This window comes from Amycolatopsis sp. NPDC114505, assembly GCF_055633615.1.
Window position 1 is genome coordinate 601,020 of record NZ_JBVKDV010000005.1, and the last position, 15,279, is coordinate 616,298.

At 71.9% G+C, this 15,279-nt stretch carries 14 protein-coding genes; 13 read left to right on the forward strand and 1 reads right to left on the reverse strand.

The window, feature by feature from the left end:
- Positions 1–93: 93 nt before the first annotated feature.
- The gene (locus ACZ7OU_RS45740) at positions 94–390 is read right to left on the reverse strand and encodes a putative quinol monooxygenase (RefSeq protein WP_284750715.1); all 297 of its coding nucleotides are present in this window, start codon (positions 388–390) and stop codon (positions 94–96) included.
- A 169-nt stretch (positions 391–559) separates the two neighbouring features.
- On the opposite strand from ACZ7OU_RS45740, the gene ACZ7OU_RS45745 reads away from it, so the two are divergent.
- From ACZ7OU_RS45745 to ACZ7OU_RS45805, 13 genes are all read left to right on the forward strand, one after another.
- Positions 560–1,945, forward strand: a complete 1,386-nt coding sequence (locus ACZ7OU_RS45745; RefSeq protein WP_470260053.1) for an AlkA N-terminal domain-containing protein — start codon at positions 560–562, stop codon at positions 1,943–1,945.
- Between the two features lie 20 nt (positions 1,946–1,965).
- Complete coding sequence (locus tag ACZ7OU_RS45750; protein ID WP_470244902.1) at positions 1,966–2,790, forward strand: isocitrate lyase/PEP mutase family protein; 825 nt, start codon at positions 1,966–1,968, stop codon at positions 2,788–2,790.
- Positions 2,791–2,954: 164 nt separating this feature from the next.
- Positions 2,955–4,130 carry an acyl-CoA dehydrogenase family protein gene (locus ACZ7OU_RS45755; protein ID WP_470244901.1) on the forward strand — a complete coding sequence of 392 codons (1,176 nt, stop codon included), beginning with the start codon at positions 2,955–2,957 and terminating at the stop codon, positions 4,128–4,130.
- A gap of 41 nt (positions 4,131–4,171) precedes the next feature.
- On the forward strand, positions 4,172–5,839 hold the full coding sequence (locus ACZ7OU_RS45760; protein ID WP_470244900.1) for a peptide ABC transporter substrate-binding protein: 1,668 nt from the start codon (positions 4,172–4,174) through the stop codon (positions 5,837–5,839).
- 59 nt (positions 5,840–5,898) lie between these two features.
- Positions 5,899–7,245: a SidA/IucD/PvdA family monooxygenase gene (locus ACZ7OU_RS45765; protein WP_470260054.1), complete on the forward strand. Its 1,347-nt coding sequence runs from the start codon at positions 5,899–5,901 to the stop codon at positions 7,243–7,245.
- Positions 7,242–7,613, forward strand: coding sequence for a cupin domain-containing protein (locus tag ACZ7OU_RS45770; protein WP_470244898.1), 372 nt, complete (start codon positions 7,242–7,244; stop codon positions 7,611–7,613). Before ACZ7OU_RS45765 ends, ACZ7OU_RS45770 begins: the two co-directional genes overlap by 4 nt.
- A complete protein-coding gene (locus ACZ7OU_RS45775; RefSeq protein ID WP_470260055.1) occupies positions 7,610–9,148 on the forward strand; it encodes a class I tRNA ligase family protein in 1,539 nt (512 codons plus the stop codon). Before ACZ7OU_RS45770 ends, ACZ7OU_RS45775 begins: the two co-directional genes overlap by 4 nt.
- Entirely contained in the window at positions 9,145–10,644 is a 1,500-nt protein-coding gene (locus ACZ7OU_RS45780) for an NAD(P)/FAD-dependent oxidoreductase (RefSeq protein WP_470260056.1), read from the forward strand. Before ACZ7OU_RS45775 ends, ACZ7OU_RS45780 begins: the two co-directional genes overlap by 4 nt.
- Positions 10,645–10,662: 18 nt before the next feature.
- On the forward strand, positions 10,663–11,961 hold the full coding sequence (locus ACZ7OU_RS45785; protein ID WP_470260057.1) for an ATP-grasp domain-containing protein: 1,299 nt from the start codon (positions 10,663–10,665) through the stop codon (positions 11,959–11,961).
- Positions 11,958–12,299, forward strand: coding sequence for an avidin-fold protein (locus tag ACZ7OU_RS45790; RefSeq protein WP_470260058.1), 342 nt, complete (start codon positions 11,958–11,960; stop codon positions 12,297–12,299). Before ACZ7OU_RS45785 ends, ACZ7OU_RS45790 begins: the two co-directional genes overlap by 4 nt.
- Entirely contained in the window at positions 12,296–13,642 is a 1,347-nt protein-coding gene (locus tag ACZ7OU_RS45795; protein WP_470260059.1) for an FAD-binding oxidoreductase, read from the forward strand. Before ACZ7OU_RS45790 ends, ACZ7OU_RS45795 begins: the two co-directional genes overlap by 4 nt.
- Positions 13,642–14,172, forward strand: a complete 531-nt coding sequence (locus tag ACZ7OU_RS45800) for a flavin reductase family protein (RefSeq protein WP_470260060.1) — start codon at positions 13,642–13,644, stop codon at positions 14,170–14,172. Before ACZ7OU_RS45795 ends, ACZ7OU_RS45800 begins: the two co-directional genes overlap by 1 nt.
- A 55-nt stretch (positions 14,173–14,227) precedes the next feature.
- Positions 14,228–15,277, forward strand: coding sequence for a radical SAM protein (locus ACZ7OU_RS45805; protein WP_470260061.1), 1,050 nt, complete (start codon positions 14,228–14,230; stop codon positions 15,275–15,277).
- Positions 15,278–15,279: the final 2 nt, after the last annotated feature.

Genomic DNA, 15,279 nt, shown 5'->3' on the forward strand with positions numbered 1-15,279 from the left:
ATAATCGGAGCGTGACGCTGTTGTCGCGGAATTCACCATACCCGCGCCCGGCCGGACGCAGCGATTGCTGCATCCGGCCGGTCAACGGGAGAATCAGAGCCCGACGATCAGTTCGTGGTCGATTTCGACGAACTCGGTGATCAGATCGGCGAACTTGCCGGCGATCAGTTCCTTGTAGGCGGCCGACCCGGTGTGCGCGTCGTAGGCGGCCTGGTCGGCGAAGTGCTCGACGAACAGCAGGAAGTCCGGCTTGGCGGGGTCGCGGTAGACGCGGAAGGACACGGTGCCGTCCTCCTGCCCGGGGCCGAGCGGCGCGAACTCGTGCACGAGCGCCTCGGCCTCGGCCTGCTTGCCCGGCTTGAGGGGGATGGGGAACACCTTCGCCAGCATGGGAAAACCTCTCGGTAGTGCGGTGCTTGGTCCGGCGACCACTTTGCCGAGCGCGCGCGGCCGCGTCCGGCCACATCCGGACACGTCTCTTCTCCTGGTGTGCGCACCTGCCACGGTCGTGTCCGGATCTGGCTAGCGCCCGCCGGGGCGGATCGCCTACACCTGGGACATGACGACTTTTTCGGCCGTGGTCACGACCGGCATCTACTGTCGTCCCGGCTGCGGGGCGAAGCCGCTCGCGGAGAACGTGAAGACCTTCGAGCTCGCCGCCGAGGCCGAGGCGGCCGGGTTCCGGGCCTGCTTGCGGTGCCGCCCCTACCGCGTCGCCGGCCCGGTCGGCGCCGACGCGCCGGAGCTCGTCTGCCGCGCGGTGCAGCTGATCATCGCCGGAGCCTTGGACACCGGCACCGAGGCGGCGCTGGGCCAGCGGCTGGCGGTGTCCCCGCGGCACCTGCGCCGGCTCTTCCACGACCACCTCGGCGTGACGCCCGACCAGCTCGCCCGGTCGCGCCGCGCCCACTTCGCGCGCCGCCTGCTCGACGACTCGGACCTGACCGTCGCGGACGTGGCGTTCGCGGCCGGGTTCGGCAGCCTGCGTCAGTTCAACCGGGACATGAAGCTCGTCTTCCGCGCGTCGCCGGTCGAGCTGCGCAACCGGCGCCGGCGGACCGACCGGCTCGCCGCCGACGGTGGCCTGACGGTGCGGCTGCCCTTCGCACCACCCCTGCACTGGGAAGCCCTCAGCGCGTTCCTGGCCGAACGCGCGGTGCCCGGCGTCGAGTCGGTGCGCGACGGCGTCTACCGGCGCACCATCAGCCTCGACGGCGAAGCGGGGGTCATCGAGGTGACGCGCGGCGGCGACGACCACCTGCTGCTGACCGCGCACATGCCGTTCTGGGAAGGCCTCATCCACGTCGTCGACCGCGTCGGGCGGATGTTCGGTGTCGACGCCGACATCGCCCCCGCCGAGGCCGCCCTCGCCGGGGACCCGGTGCTGGGGCCGCTCCTGCGCAAGCGGCCGGGGTTGCGCGTGCCGGGGGCGTGGGGCTCCTTCGAGGTCGCGGTGGAAGCCGTGCTCAGTCAGTACAGCGTCCGCGCGCGGGTGCGGCGGCAGCTGGCCGCGCTGGTCGACGCGGCGGGTCAGCGCGTACCCGGCCTCGAGCACGGCCTGACCCACCTGTTCCCCTCGGCCGAGACCCTGGCCCAGGCGGACCTGGCGGGGGCCCGGCTGCCCGCGGCGACCGCGAAGACACTGCGGACGTTCGCCGCCGCCGTGGCCGCGGACGAGACCCTGCTCGATCCCGGGGCGAGCCTCGCCGACTGCACGTCCGCGCTGACGGCACTGCCCGGCATCGAGCAGAGCACCGCCCAGGAGATCGCGCTGCGGCTCGGGCACGCCGATGCGTTCCCGGCCACCGAGCGCACGCTCGAGACGATGCTGCTCGAGCACGACGTCTCCGCCGACGCCGGCCGGCTGGCCGCCGCCTGGCACCCGTGGCGCGCCTTCGCCGCGACCCACCTGATCGCCGCCGGTGTACCGACGCCGGCCGCCTGAACCACCGAGAAGGAGTACGGATGTCCACCAAGCGGCTCGCCGAACAGCTGCGTGCCCTGCACACCGACCGCACTTTGGTGCTGCCGAACGCCTGGGACGCCGCCAGCGCGGCCCTCATCGCGCGGGCCGGTGCGCCGGCGATCGCGACCACCAGCGGCGGGGTCGCCTGGTCCGCCGGACGGCCCGACGGGCACGGCCTCACGCGTGAGGAGATGGCCGAGCTGGTCGCGCGGATCGTGCGCGTCGTCGACGTCCCGGTGACCGCCGACATCGAGGGCGGCTACGGCCCGTCCGAAGCCGACGTCGCGGCGACCGTCCGCGCGATCGTCGAGGCCGGCGCGGTCGGGATCAACCTGGAGGACTCGACCGCTCCCGGCGGTCCGCTGTTCGACGTCCCGGCCCAGGTCGGGCGGGTCCGCGCGGCCCGTGACGCGGCGACCGCGGCCGGCCTGCCCGAGCTGTGGGTCAACATCCGCACCGACGTCTACCTGTTCGGCATCGGCGAGCCCGAAGGCCGCCTGGACGACGTCCTCTCCCGCGCGGGCGCCTACGCCGCCGCGGGCGCGGACAGCCTGTTCGTGCCGGGCCTGATCGAGCTGGAGACGTTGCGCGTCCTCGTCAAGGAGAGCCCGCTGCCGGTCAACGTGATGGTGTGGCCGGGCGCCCCGACCGTGGCGGAGCTGGAAGCGGTCGGCGTCCGCCGGATCAGCGTCGGCACGGCGATCGCGCAGGGCGCCTACGCGGTCGCGCAGCGCGCGGCGGTCGAACTGCTGGAGCAGGGCACCTACACCGCGCTGGAGGGCGGGCTCGACTTCGGCGCGGTCAACAGCGCCGTGACCGGCTGATTCTTCCCCCGGGACAGGGCCGCGACGGAGCTTCCGTCGCGGCCCTGTCCACTTCGTTTTTGCGCCCCGTTGATTTTCCTTGGTGGACAACCGTTTCCATCAATTAAACCGCTGGCTTCAATCACTTCCACAGCCGAGAAGAAGACCTCGAGGGAAGTGATGTGATGACCGTAGTCGAGCCGTTGGCGGTCCGCCCGCCGGAAACCGCGGCGGAGATCCTCGCCAGGGCCCATGCCCTCGCCCCGGTGCTGAGGGACCGCGCCGAGGAGATCGAGCGGGCCCGGCGGCTGCCCCCGGACGTCGTGGACCTCCTGCGCGGCACCGGAGTGTTCCGGATGGGGTTCTCCCGCACGCACGGCGGTCCCGAGCTGACGTCGATCGAGCAGACCGAGGTGATCGAAGCCTTGGCCTACGGCGACCCCGGGGCCGGGTGGTGCGCGATGATCGGGTCGGACACCGGTCTCTACGCCTCGTTCCTGGACCACGCCGTCGCCGAAGAGATGTTCCCGAGCCTGGACATGGCGACCGCGGGGCTGCTCTTTCCCAACGGCCGGGCGGAAATCGTCCCCGGCGGCTACCGCCTGACCGGCCGCTGGCAGTTCGGCAGCGGTGTCACCCACGCCGACTGGGTCGTCTCCGGAGCGTTCCTGTACCGCGACGGTGAGCCCGAACACGACTCGATCCTGCTGATGGTCCCGAAGTCCGACGTCGAGGTGCTCGACACCTGGCACACCACCGGCCTGGCGGGCAGCGGCAGCTGCGACTACACGATCACCGACGTGTTCGTGCCCGCCGAGCACACGCTCACCTTCGCCGACGTCCGCGGCGGCTCGGGTCCGCTGGCCCAGCCCGAGGTGCACATGCGGAACATGCCGGGCGTCGCGCTCGGTGTCGCCCGCGCCGCGCTCGACTTCGCCACGGACGCCGCCGTCTCCGCGGGCCGCGAAGACGACTACCGCACGCAGACCACCCTCGCCGACTGCGAAGCCGACTTCGCCGCGACGCGCGAAGGCGTCTACGGCGCGTTGCGCCGCCAGCACGAAGTCCTGTCCGCCGGCGGTTCCCTCGACGACCTGACCCCGCGCGAGCGGGCCGCGCTGCCGCTGTCACGGCGGCACGCGTTCCGCACTGCCCGGGCGATCGTCACCCGGCTCTACGACCTGGTGCAGACCACCGCGATCTACCGGCCGTCGCCGCTGGACCGCTGGCTGCGCGACACCACCACGATGTGCCAGCACATCGTGGCGCAGGACCGGATCCTGCAGACCGCCGGCGCCCACCTCCTCGGTGGCCGCCCCGCGTTCCCGCTGGCACTGGGCATCACCTCCAGCCGGCGCTGACTCCACCCCGTCCCACCCCCCGAATAAGAAGGAAGACACCCATGCGCAAGCTCCGGGCCGCCGTCTGCGCGGCCGCCGTGCTCGCCGTGACACTCACGGCGTGCAGCACCCCGAGCGGCACCACCACCGCCGCTCCCTCGCCCGACGGTGCCGCCGCGCCCGCCGCGGCGAGCATCGACCGCGACGCGGTCATCAGCTACAGCGAGACCGAGCCGGCCAACCCGCTCGTGCCCGGCAACACGACCGAGGTCGGCGGCATCAGCGTGCTGGGCACGCTCTTCCGCGGCCTCATCGAGTACGACGCCAAGACGGCCGCCCCGCACAACGCCGTCGCGGACTCGATCACCACCACCGACTCCAAGGTGTGGACCATCAAGCTCAAGGACGGCTGGACGTTCCACGACGGCACGCCGGTCACGTCGAAGAGCTTCGTCGACGCGTGGAACTACACCGCGTATTCCCCGAACCTGATGGCGGGCGCGAGCTACTTCTCGCATGTCGTGGGCTTCTCCCAGGTCAACAACGCGACCGCGGACGGCAAGCAGCCGGCGACCCTGCCGGCGGCCAAGGATCTCTCGGGCCTGAAGGTCGTCGACGACAAGACGTTCACGGTCACCCTCGACGCGCCGTTCTCGGAGTTCGGCGTCCAGCTCGGCTACGCGGCGTTCTTCCCGATGCCGGCGAGCTTCTTCGCCGACCGCAAGGCGTTCGAGGCGCACCCCGTCGGCAACGGCCCGTTCAAGTTCGAGTCGTACACGCCGGGCAAGGACCTCGTCGTCAAGCGGTTCGACGGCTTCGCCGGCACGCAGAAGCCGAACATCGGCGGCATCGACTTCCGCTTCTACACCGACCTGGACCAGGCCTACGCCGACGTCCTGGCGAACAAGCTCGACTTCCTGTCGTTCACGCCGTGGACCTCCACGCAGGGCGGCAAGATCAAGAAGGACCTGCCCGAGGACCGGCGCAAGACCTACACCTACCTCGGCTACCAGGCGATCGCGTTCCCACTGTTCGACAAGCGCTACGACAGCCCGCAGTTCCGCCAGGCGATCTCCATGGCCATCGACCGGAAGGCACTGATCCAGAAGGTGTTCAACGGCGGCCGCACCCCGGCCGACGGCCTGGTCGCCCCGAACGTCCAGGGCCACCTGGACAACCAGTGCGGCGAGCTGTGCACCTACCAGCCGCAGAAGGCCAAGCAGCTGTTCGACGCCTCGGGCTTCCAGGGTGACATCGAGCTGACGTCCAACATCGACTCCGGCAACCAGGAGTGGATGGAGGTCATCTGCAAGCAGATCCAGGACTCCCTCGGCCGCACCTGCAAGTTCACCCCGCAGACGACGCTGGGCGACTTCCGCAAGCAGCTCAACAACCGGACCGTCACGGGCATCTACCGCTCGGCGTGGGTCGCGGACTACCCGTCCATCGAGAACTTCCTCAACCCGCTCTTCCGCACCGGTGCGGCCTCGAACGTCGGCCAGTACTCGAACCCGAAGGTCGACGACCTGCTCAAGCAGGCCGACGCGGCGCCGTCGCAGAAGCAGGGCCAGGCGCTCTACCAGCAGGCCGAGAAGCTCGTCCTGCAGGACATGCCGACCATCCCGATCTGGTGGCAGTCCGGCACCGCGGCCTGGGCGCCCCGCCTGCACAACGTCCAGCCCACCCAGTTCCGCGAGCTCGACCTGTTCAGCGTCACCGTCAGCAAGTAGCTCCCTGCGGCGCGCCGCGACCCGGCGCGCCGCAGGTCGACCCGGAAAGCAGTGATGACATGACCGTCCACGAAGTGGATGTCCTGATGATCGGGGCCGGCCCGGCGAACCTCGCACTGGCCGTGGCCCTCGAGGAGTGCGGGCGGGCCGGCGTGGCCCGCAGCGCCATGGTCCTCGAACAGCACGAAGACGTGAAGTGGCAGCGCAACCTGATGCTGCCCTGGGCGCGCAGCCAGGTGTCCTATGTGAAGGACCTGGTGACCCTGCGCAACCCGCGCAGCCGCTTCTCGTTCCTCAACTTCATGCACGAGCGCGGCGAGCTCGACGAGTTCGTCAACCTCGGCACGTTCAACCCGTTCCGCTGGCAGATCTCGGCCTACCTGCAGTGGGTGGCCGACTCGCTGGAGCAGGTCCGGGTGCGCTACAACGCCCGCGCGGAGCGGGTCCTGCCGATCCACTCGGAGTCGGGCCAGGTGCTCGGCTTCACCGTCCCGCTGTCCGACGGCGACACGATCCTCTGCCGCGACCTGGTCGTCGGCGGCGGCCGGGACGCCCACGTGCCGGAGGTGTTCCGCGGGCTGCCGGCCGAGCGGGTCGTGCACAGCACCGAGTTCAGCACCCGGGTCGCCGAGACCACGGGGCTCGCCCGCCCGGGCAAGGCGCTGCGGCCGGTCGTGGTCGGCGGTGCGCAGAGCGCGGCCGAGATGTTCATGGCCCTGCACCAGGAGGCGCCGGGCTCGTCGCCGACGCTGCTGCTGCGCGCGATCGCGCTCAAGGACTACCAGACCAGCAAGTTCATCAACGAGCTGTTCTTCCCGTCCTTTGTGGACGAGTTCTTCACGATGTCCGAAGAGGCACGGGAAAAGGTGCTCGCGGAGATGCACCTGACCAACTACGGCGGCCTGGCCGGGCCGTTCCTCGAAGAGCTCTACACGATGCTCTACAAGCAGAAGATGCTCGGTCAGCCCGTTTCGACGATCCGCGGTTCGGCCGACGTCGTCGCTTCCCGGACGGAGACGCTGCCCGGCGGCGGCGAGGAGATCGTGCTCGACGTCCGCGACCTCAAGCACGACACGGTCGAGCAGGTCCGCTGCGACGCGGTGTTCCTCGGCACCGGCTTCGACCCGCGGATGCCGTCGATGGTCCGCGGCCTGGCCGACGCGATCGGCCTGGACGGGATCTCCGTGAACCGGCGCTACCGCGCGGACCTCGGCCCCGACGCCTTCGGTGCGCTGTACCTGCAGGGCGTCAACGAGGCGACGCACGGCATCTCGGACTCGCTGATCAGCGTGCTGGCCCAGCGTTCGGCCGAGATCGCCGGGGACATCGTCGAGCGCCGCGTCACCGGCGCGGGCCCCGACGACGACCTCCGCCGCACCGACGAGTCCGTGGTGGTGGCGGTATGATCGACATCCACCGGCTCGACCGCGATCACCTGGAGCGCGCGTACGGGCTCGACTCCCAGCGGCTGCTGCCCTGGCCGGAGCTCAACGCGCCGTTCGAAGGCGCGTGGTGCGTCCTGCGCCCGGGCACCACCTCCACCGCCCATTCCCATCACGAGTACGAGATCTTCATCGCCCTGGCCGGCACCGCCACGCTGGTCGTCGACGACGAGCCGCACCCGTTCGCCGCCGGCGACGTCGTCCGGCTGCCGCCGGGTTCGACGCACTGCGTCACCAACCAGGGCGACGCGGACTTCGAGTACTACGGCGTCTGGTGGGACCCCGAGATGGCCGCGCAGTTCACGGCCCGGCACGAAGCAGGCGTGTCATGAGCGCCCGGACGGTCGTCATCTCGCCGGCTCCGACGGCGAACGGCGACCTGCACCTCGGGCACATCGCGGGCCCGTTCCTGGCCGCCGACGTGCACACCCGCTACGCCCGGTCCCAGGGCCGGGAAGTGTTGCTGGGCACCGGTTTCCAGGACACGTCGACGTTCGTGGTGACGACCGCGCACCGCCGCGGCGTCACCCCGGCGGAGCTGGTGGCCACGTCGGCCGCGCAGATTTCCGCCAGCCTCGAAGCCATGGGCATCGGCGTCGACGGCTACACCGGCGACGACGACCGGTTCACCAAGTGGGTCGTCGACTTCGTCGGCCGGCTGTACTCGGCGGGCAAGCTGGAGCTGCGCACGATGAAGTTCCCGTACTCGTCGCGGTCGGGCGAGTTCCTGGTGGACGGGTTCGCGTCGGGCAGCTGCCCGGAGTGTCTCGCCGAAGGCTGCGCGGGACTGTGCGAGAGCTGCGGGCAGCTGGTAGCCGCCGGTGACTTGCTGGACGTCCGGTCCACTTTGGACCCTTCGGACCCCGTGGTGCTGCGCGAAGCCGACGTGCTCGTGCTGCCGGTCGAGCGGTACCGGTCGCAGCTGCGCGAGCACTTCTCGCGTCATGCGGCGGGGATGCGGCCGCACATGGCGCAGGCGATGGCTGCCATGTTGTCGCGCCCGTTGCCGGACTTCCCGGTGACGTACCCGACTTCGTGGGGCATCGAGGTGCCCTTCCCCGAGGTCGCGGGGCAGCGCGTCAACCCGAACGCCGAGCCGATGGCGTGGAGCATGCACTGTTCCGCCCTCTCGGCGGAGAAGCGGTCGGGCGCGGTTTCGTCGGAGGACGCTCTGTGGCTGGCCGGCGCGGGGTCGGAGATCGTGTACTTCCTCGGGTTCGACAACATCTACCCGTTCGCGATCGCCGGCCCGGCCATGTTGCTCGCGCTGGACGGCCGTTACGACCTGCCGACGCGGTACCTCACGAACGAGTTCTACGAGCTGGACCACCGGAAGTTCTCCACCAGCCGCGGGCACGTGGTGTGGAGCCGGGAGCTGGCCGCCGAGGTGCCGCGCGACCTGATCCGGTTCCACCTGGCCGCGACCAGCCCGGAGCACCAGCGGACCAGCTTCAGCCGGGACGGCCTGTCCCGCGTCACGGGGCTGCGGCTCGTCGAGCCGTGGAACCGGGTGGCGGACAAGGTGAACCGCTGGGTCGGCCTCGGCCCGCTGCCGGTGTCATCGCGGTCGCGGCGCGCGGCTTCGCTGATGGCGTCGCGGTTCGCGGAGTCGTACGAGCTGGCCGGGTTCAGCCTGAACCGGGCGGCGGAGACGATCGCGGAGCAGCTGGGCCGCCTGGACCGCCGCGAGGTGACGGGAGCGAACGCGGGCGACTTCTGTTTCGAGGTCGACCGCCTGCTGCGCGGAGCCGCCCCGATCCTGGTGGACTTGGCGGAGCAGGCACTGGGTGCGGACGCTGGTCCGGAGGCGGAGTCGTTCACACCGGCTGCGCTGCCGCGGCTGCGCCTCGCGGAGGCCGGCCGATGAGCACCGGCATCCGGCAGGAGGAGCTGCCGGCCCGCGCGCAGTCGATGGCCAGCGCCGGCCGGGGTGACCTCGGCCGGGCCCGCGCGAACTCAGCGGTGGGCACGGTTGCGGCGAGCGCCGCTACCTCGCCGGCCGCGCCTGGCGCCGGCCTCGCGCTCGGCGGTGACCGCGTGGTGGTGGCGGGCGCTGCCCCGTCGCCGGCAGCGCCTGGCGCCGGCCTCGCGCTCGGCGGTGACGGTGCGATTGCGGCATGCGCTGCCTCGTCGCCGGCTGCGCGTGGGGCGGGCCTCGCCGTGGCCGGGCTGGGCGGGGCGGCCAACGCTCCCGCCCGGCCGGGCACCTCCCTGGCCGGGACCGTCACCCTCCCCGGCACCGCGCTCCCGAAGACGGCGTCCGGGAGCAGCCGTCCCCGCTCCGGGCGGCGCGACAGCCTGCAGGTCATCGTCGTCGGCGGAGGCATCACCGGGCTGCTCACCGCCATCCAGTGCGTCCTCGCCGGGCACCGGGTGGTCCTGCTCGAACGCGGCCCCGTGCCGCATCCCGGGGCCACCTCCTTCGACCAGCACCGCGCGCTGCGGGCGCTCGTCGTCGGGGATCGGGCCGCCACCCGGCGGGCCGCCGAGCTGCACCACCGGTGGCGTGAGCTCGACACCCTGCTGTGCGACCACCTGCCGGGGGCCGGCCTCTACCGGCGCGTCGGGGTGCTCCAGGCCCTGCCGCCCGGGCTCGTCCCGGCGGCCGTCGCCACCGCGGGGGCCGCCGGGGTGCCCATCCGGATCGTCCACCCGTCCGCCTACCCCCTCATCGGGTTCCCGCGGGGCAGCGGCGCGGTGTACGAGCCGCACGCCGGGACGCTGCTCGCCGACCGCGTGCTGCACGCCGCCGCTCGTTGGCTGCGGCACCACCCGGACGCCGAGCTGCGGCCCGGCCGGGAGGCCGTCGAAGTCGATCCGGACCGGGCGACCGTGCACCTGGCCGACGGCACGGCCGTGACCGGCGACGTCGTCCTCGTCGCCGCCGGGCCCTGGACCGGGGCGCTGCTCGACCGGCCGGTCGCGCTGCACCGGCAGACGATGGTCTACCTGCGTCCGCCCGCCGCGCTCGCCCACGCCTGGGCGGCGACGCCCACCGCGGGCGGGATCGGCGCCGACGGGCGGGCGTGGCTGCTGCCTTCGGTGGCGGGCACGCTGCTCAAGGTGAGCACCGACGCCGTCCGGCGCGAGGTGACCACCCTGTCCGGCCCCGACGACGACGCGGGCTGGGCGGCGCGCGTCCTGTCCGCCGGCATCGTGTCCGATGTGGACGGATACGACGTCGTGCGCGTCAAGCACTGCCACTACGCCACTTCCGACGGCGGCGACACGGGCTTCGTCCGCGTCGGGCCCGCCGCCTGGGCCCGCCCGGCCAGTGGCGCCGACGGTTTCCGCACCGCCCCGCTGGCCGCGGACGCCGTCGTCGCCGAGCTCGCCGGCCAAGCCCTCGCCCTCTTTCCCTGACCCCGAAAGGACTTTTCGATGAACGCGAACCCGGGTGCGCTGCTCGTGATCGGCAGCGGCCTCAAGCTCTACCGCGAATACCTCGTCCGATCCGTGGCCGACCGGGCCCGCGAGGCCGGGCTGCGGCTGGTCCTGATCAACAACCTCAAGCCGACCTGGCAGCACGAGTACTTCGACGACATCACCGTGGTGAACGTCTTCGACCACGTGCTGCTCACCGAGACCGCCCGCGAGCTGGCGAAGCAGTACGCCGTGGCGGGCGTGCTCTGCTGGGACGAGCCGCTGGTCATGCCCGCGGCCGAGCTGGCCGCCGAGTTCGGCGTCCCCGGCCTGAGCATCCCCGGCGTGCACGGCTGCCGCGACAAGCACAGCTGCCGCGTCCGGCTCACGGAAGCCGGCCTGCCGCAGCCCGGCTTCCACCTGGCCGTCGACCTCGACGACGCCCGCGCGGCGGTCGCCCGCATCGGCTTCCCGGTGGTCGTCAAGCCCCGCGCGCTCGGCGCCAGCATGGGCGTCTCCCTCGCCCGTGACGCGGGGGAGTTCGACGCCGCCTACCGCGTCGCCCACGAGGCCAGCCTCGTCGGCGACGAGCCCTACCGCGGCGGCGCCATCATCGAGGGCTTCGCCGACGGACCCGAAATCAGCATCGACGGTGCCGTCCACAAGGGCGAGTACCTGCCGATGTTCCTCGCCCGCAAGAGCACCGGCATGCCGCCATTCTTCGAGGAGACCGGCCACCTCGTCGACTCCGCCGACCCGCTGCTGCGCGACGAAGAGCTGCTGCACGTCCTGGCCGAAGCCCACCGCGTGCTCGGCATCGAGAACGGCATCACCCACACCGAGGTCCGGCTGACCACCCGCGGCCCGGTGATCATCGAGGTCAACGGCAGGCTCGGCGGCGACCTGATCCCGCTGCTCGGCAAGACGGCCACCGGCATCGACCCGGGCAGCGTGCTGTTCGACGTCGCCACCGGCCAGCGCCCGGACGTCACCCCGACGCGCTCCGGCGTGGCCGGCATCCGGTTCGGCTACCCGGACCACGACTGCGTCGTGCACTCGGTCGAGGTGCCGTGGGACGCCGACGGGCTGGTCATGGCCTCGCCCATGGTCGAGCCGGGCACCACGCTGCGGCTGCCGCCGGGCGGCTACATCGCGCGCCACTCGTTCGTCGCCTGCGAGGCCGACGACGCCGCGACGTGCCGGCAGCGGCTGGAGCACGCGGCCTCGCTGGTCGAGGTGGACGCCGTCGAGATCGAGCCGCCGCCCACCGGCACCACCCTGGCGATGCCGGCCGGACTCCTGGACGTGGACGAATGAGCATCCACTACGACGGCCGCCGGTTCCGCGCACTGGGCGGCGGCGACGGCACGTACGCGGAGTACCGCCAGGACGGCGACCTGGTGTGGGCCGAGTTCGATGGCGGGCACGTCCTGCGCGGCACGGTGACCGGCACCTGCGACGCCGGCGGCGTCCTGCGGCTGGCCTACACGATGGTCCTGGCGAGCGGCGAGGTGATCGCCGGGCACAGCACCAACACCCCGCAGTGGCACGGCGGCACCCTGGTGCTGCGCGAGGTCTGGGAGCGCTACGGCGAGCACGCCGCCACCGGCGTCTCCTTCCTCGAAGAGGTCATGGCGGAAAGCAGGGCGTCATGACCTCCTGGGACGGCCTGCGCGGCCTGGGCGAGCTCCGGTTCCCCGGCGACCCCGGTTTCGACACCGTGGCGCCGGTGAACCGGCGGTTCGCCGCCACCCGCCCCGCGGCCGTGCTCTCGGTCTCCCGCACGGAAGACGTCGCCCGGGCCGTCCAGTGGGCCCGTGCGGAGTCGGTGCCCGTGACGGTCCGCGGCGGCGGCCACAGCTACGCGGGCCACTCGGCGGGCCCCGGCCTGGTGCTCGACCTCGGGCGCCTGTCCGGGATCCGCGTCGACCGCGGCACCGGACTGGTCACCGTCGGCGGCGGGACGCCGATGAAGGCGCTCTACGCCGGGTTGCGGCCGTGGGACCTGACGTTCCCGCTCGGCAACTCCGACACCGTCGGCATCGGCGGCCTGACCCTCGGCGGCGGCGTCACGACGATCTCCCGCGCGCACGGCCTGACGTGCGACGCGCTGGTCTCGACCGACGTCGTGCTCGCTTCCGGCGAGGTCGTCACGGCGTCGGCGGCGGAGAACCCGGACCTGTTCTGGGCCTGCCGCGGCGGCGGGGGCGGCAACTTCGGCGTCAACACGAGCTTCACGTTCCAGGCGCGGCCGGCCCCGGCCGGCTCGACCTGCGTCGTGCTCTGGGCGTGGCCGCACGCGGTCGAGGTCCTCGCGGTGATGCAGGAGATCATGCTCGCCGCGCCGGCGGAGTTCTCCGCGCGGATCGGCATCGCGCGCTCGGCGGGCGACGACGGCGTCGTCTCCGTGGTGGGCCACCACCTCGGCCCGGCGTCGGAGCTGTGGGAGCTGCTGGCGCCGGCCTTCGCCGTCGCGGCTCCCGACCGCGTGGACATCGAAGACCGGGACTTCTGGGACGCGGCGTCCTTCCTGCACCACTCCAGCGAGGGCGGGGCGTTCGCGGTCCGCACGCGGTGCACGCCGCACGCGATCGAGGACGCCGGGCTGGAGGCGCTCGTCCGGGCCGTCGAAAAGTGGCCCGGCAGCGGCAACCCCGACGGTGCCGGGGCGGCGTTGTTCGCGTGGGGCGGGGCGATCGGCCGCGTCCCGGTGGCGGACACCGCGTTCCCGCACCGGGACACGAAGTTCCTGCTGAGCCTGGACACGTCGTGGACCGAGCGGGACGCGCCCGGCGTCGTCGCGGCGAACCTGGACTGGCTGCACGCGCTGCACGCCGAGACGGGCGAGTTCGCGCCGGACGCGTCCTACGTCAACTTCACCGATCCGGACCTCGAGGACTGGCGCGGCGCCTACTACGGCCCGAACGCCGCCCGGCTCGCCGAGGTCAAGCGCCGGTACGACCCGGACCGGTTCTTCTCGCACCCACAGGGGTTGTGATGGCTCCCGATCTTCGCGGTGCGATGCGCACCTTCGCGACCGGCGTGTGCGTCGCCACGACGTACCGCGACACCCCGGGCGGCCGGCGCCACGACGCCGTCACCGTCAATTCACTGGGGTCGATCTCCCTCGACCCACCGCTGGTTTCGCTGTCCTTCCGCAAGGAGTCGTCGTTCCTGCCGGACCTGCTGGACACCGGCCGCTGGGTGGTGTCGATCCTGCCGGCGGACGGGCGGGACGTCGCCCGCCGGCTGGCGGGGCCGCGTGCGTCGCGCGTCTCCGAGATTGCGCACTTGGCGGCGAAGCCGGGGGAGCGGACGGGAGCGCTCGTGCTCGACGGAGCGAGCTGGCTGGAGTGCGCCCTGGCCGACAAGTTCGACCTGGGCGACCACACGCTGGTCGTCGGCGAGGTGCTGGCCACGGGCCGCGACCGGCAGGCACCGGCTCTGGTGTTCGTGCACGGCGGCTACCACGCGGTCACCGACCCGAGGCACGTTTCCGGGCCGGGGCAGTGGGGCGAGGCGCTCTAGCGGTCATGTCCGAATCTGGCTAGCCCGGCTTCCCGGGGCGGGGCATGCTCGTGCGGTGAGTGAAGACGCGATGCGCTGGAGCGGCCAGCGCACGGACCGGGTCGACGAGGGAACGCTGCCGGGCCTGGCCCGGCTGACGGGGTTCGTGCGCAGCGTCCGGACCCCGGAGTTCCGCGACGTGACGTTCCACGAGGTGCTGGCGAAGAGCGCGTTGAACCACGTGCCGGCGGACGCGAGGATGTTGCCGGGGGAGTACACGATCAACCCGTACCGCGGGTGCACGCACGCGTGCCAGTACTGCTTCGCCCGCAACACGCACACTCGCCTCGGCTTGAACATCGCCGGCGACTTCGACAACGAGATCATCGTCAAGACGAACATCGTGGAGGTGCTGAGAAACGAGCTGGCCCGCAAGCGAAAGCTCCCACCCCGCGTGGCATTCGGCACGAACACGGACGTGTACCAGCGCGCGGAGGGCCGTTACGAGCTGATGCCGGGCATCATCGACGCGCTGTCCGGGCACCGGGTCCCCTTTTCGATCCTGACGAAGGGGCCGTTGATCCGCCGGGACTTGCCCCTGTTGGTTCGCGCGTCCAAGCGGGCAACGGTGCACTTGGGCGTGTCGCTGTCGATGTTGGACGAGGAGCTCCAGCAGTCGGTGGAGTTCGGCACGGCGACGACAACGGCCCGCCTGGCAACGGTCCGCGCGATCCGCGACGCGGGTCTGGAGTGCACGGTGTTCCTGTCGCCGATCCTGCCGTATCTGTCGGATTCACCGGTCCAGCTGGAGGACTTGGTCGCGGCGGTGGCCTCGGCGGGTGCGACGGATGTGCTGTACCACCCGCTGTATTTGTCTTCCGGCGTCAAGGACGTGTTCTTCGGGTGGCTGCGGCAGGCGTATCCGGCGTTGGTGACGGAGTACACGCGGTTGTATTCGTCGGGTTCGGAGACGGCGTACCGGCACGAGATCGGGGCGCGGATCCGGCCGTTGATCGCGAAGTACGGGTTCCCGGAGCCGGACAAGGTGATCGAGGACAAGTTCGCGTTGAACGGACGGCGGGGACAGCAGCCGCCGGAAGAACCGGCCCAGGCGACGCTGTTCTGAAC

Bases quoted from the DNA above. Each gene is read 5' to 3' on its own strand.
- ACZ7OU_RS45740 (WP_284750715.1), bottom strand. From the start codon at position 390: ATGCTGGCGAAGGTGTTCCCCATCCCCCTCAAGCCGGGCAAGCAGGCC.
- ACZ7OU_RS45745 (WP_470260053.1), top strand. From the start codon at position 560: ATGACGACTTTTTCGGCCGTGGTCACGACCGGCATCTACTGTCGTCCC.
- ACZ7OU_RS45750 (WP_470244902.1), top strand. From the start codon at position 1,966: ATGTCCACCAAGCGGCTCGCCGAACAGCTGCGTGCCCTGCACACCGAC.
- ACZ7OU_RS45755 (WP_470244901.1), top strand. From the start codon at position 2,955: ATGACCGTAGTCGAGCCGTTGGCGGTCCGCCCGCCGGAAACCGCGGCG.
- ACZ7OU_RS45760 (WP_470244900.1), top strand. From the start codon at position 4,172: ATGCGCAAGCTCCGGGCCGCCGTCTGCGCGGCCGCCGTGCTCGCCGTG.
- ACZ7OU_RS45765 (WP_470260054.1), top strand. From the start codon at position 5,899: ATGACCGTCCACGAAGTGGATGTCCTGATGATCGGGGCCGGCCCGGCG.
- ACZ7OU_RS45770 (WP_470244898.1), top strand. From the start codon at position 7,242: ATGATCGACATCCACCGGCTCGACCGCGATCACCTGGAGCGCGCGTAC.
- ACZ7OU_RS45775 (WP_470260055.1), top strand. From the start codon at position 7,610: ATGAGCGCCCGGACGGTCGTCATCTCGCCGGCTCCGACGGCGAACGGC.
- ACZ7OU_RS45780 (WP_470260056.1), top strand. From the start codon at position 9,145: ATGAGCACCGGCATCCGGCAGGAGGAGCTGCCGGCCCGCGCGCAGTCG.
- ACZ7OU_RS45785 (WP_470260057.1), top strand. From the start codon at position 10,663: ATGAACGCGAACCCGGGTGCGCTGCTCGTGATCGGCAGCGGCCTCAAG.
- ACZ7OU_RS45790 (WP_470260058.1), top strand. From the start codon at position 11,958: ATGAGCATCCACTACGACGGCCGCCGGTTCCGCGCACTGGGCGGCGGC.
- ACZ7OU_RS45795 (WP_470260059.1), top strand. From the start codon at position 12,296: ATGACCTCCTGGGACGGCCTGCGCGGCCTGGGCGAGCTCCGGTTCCCC.
- ACZ7OU_RS45800 (WP_470260060.1), top strand. From the start codon at position 13,642: ATGGCTCCCGATCTTCGCGGTGCGATGCGCACCTTCGCGACCGGCGTG.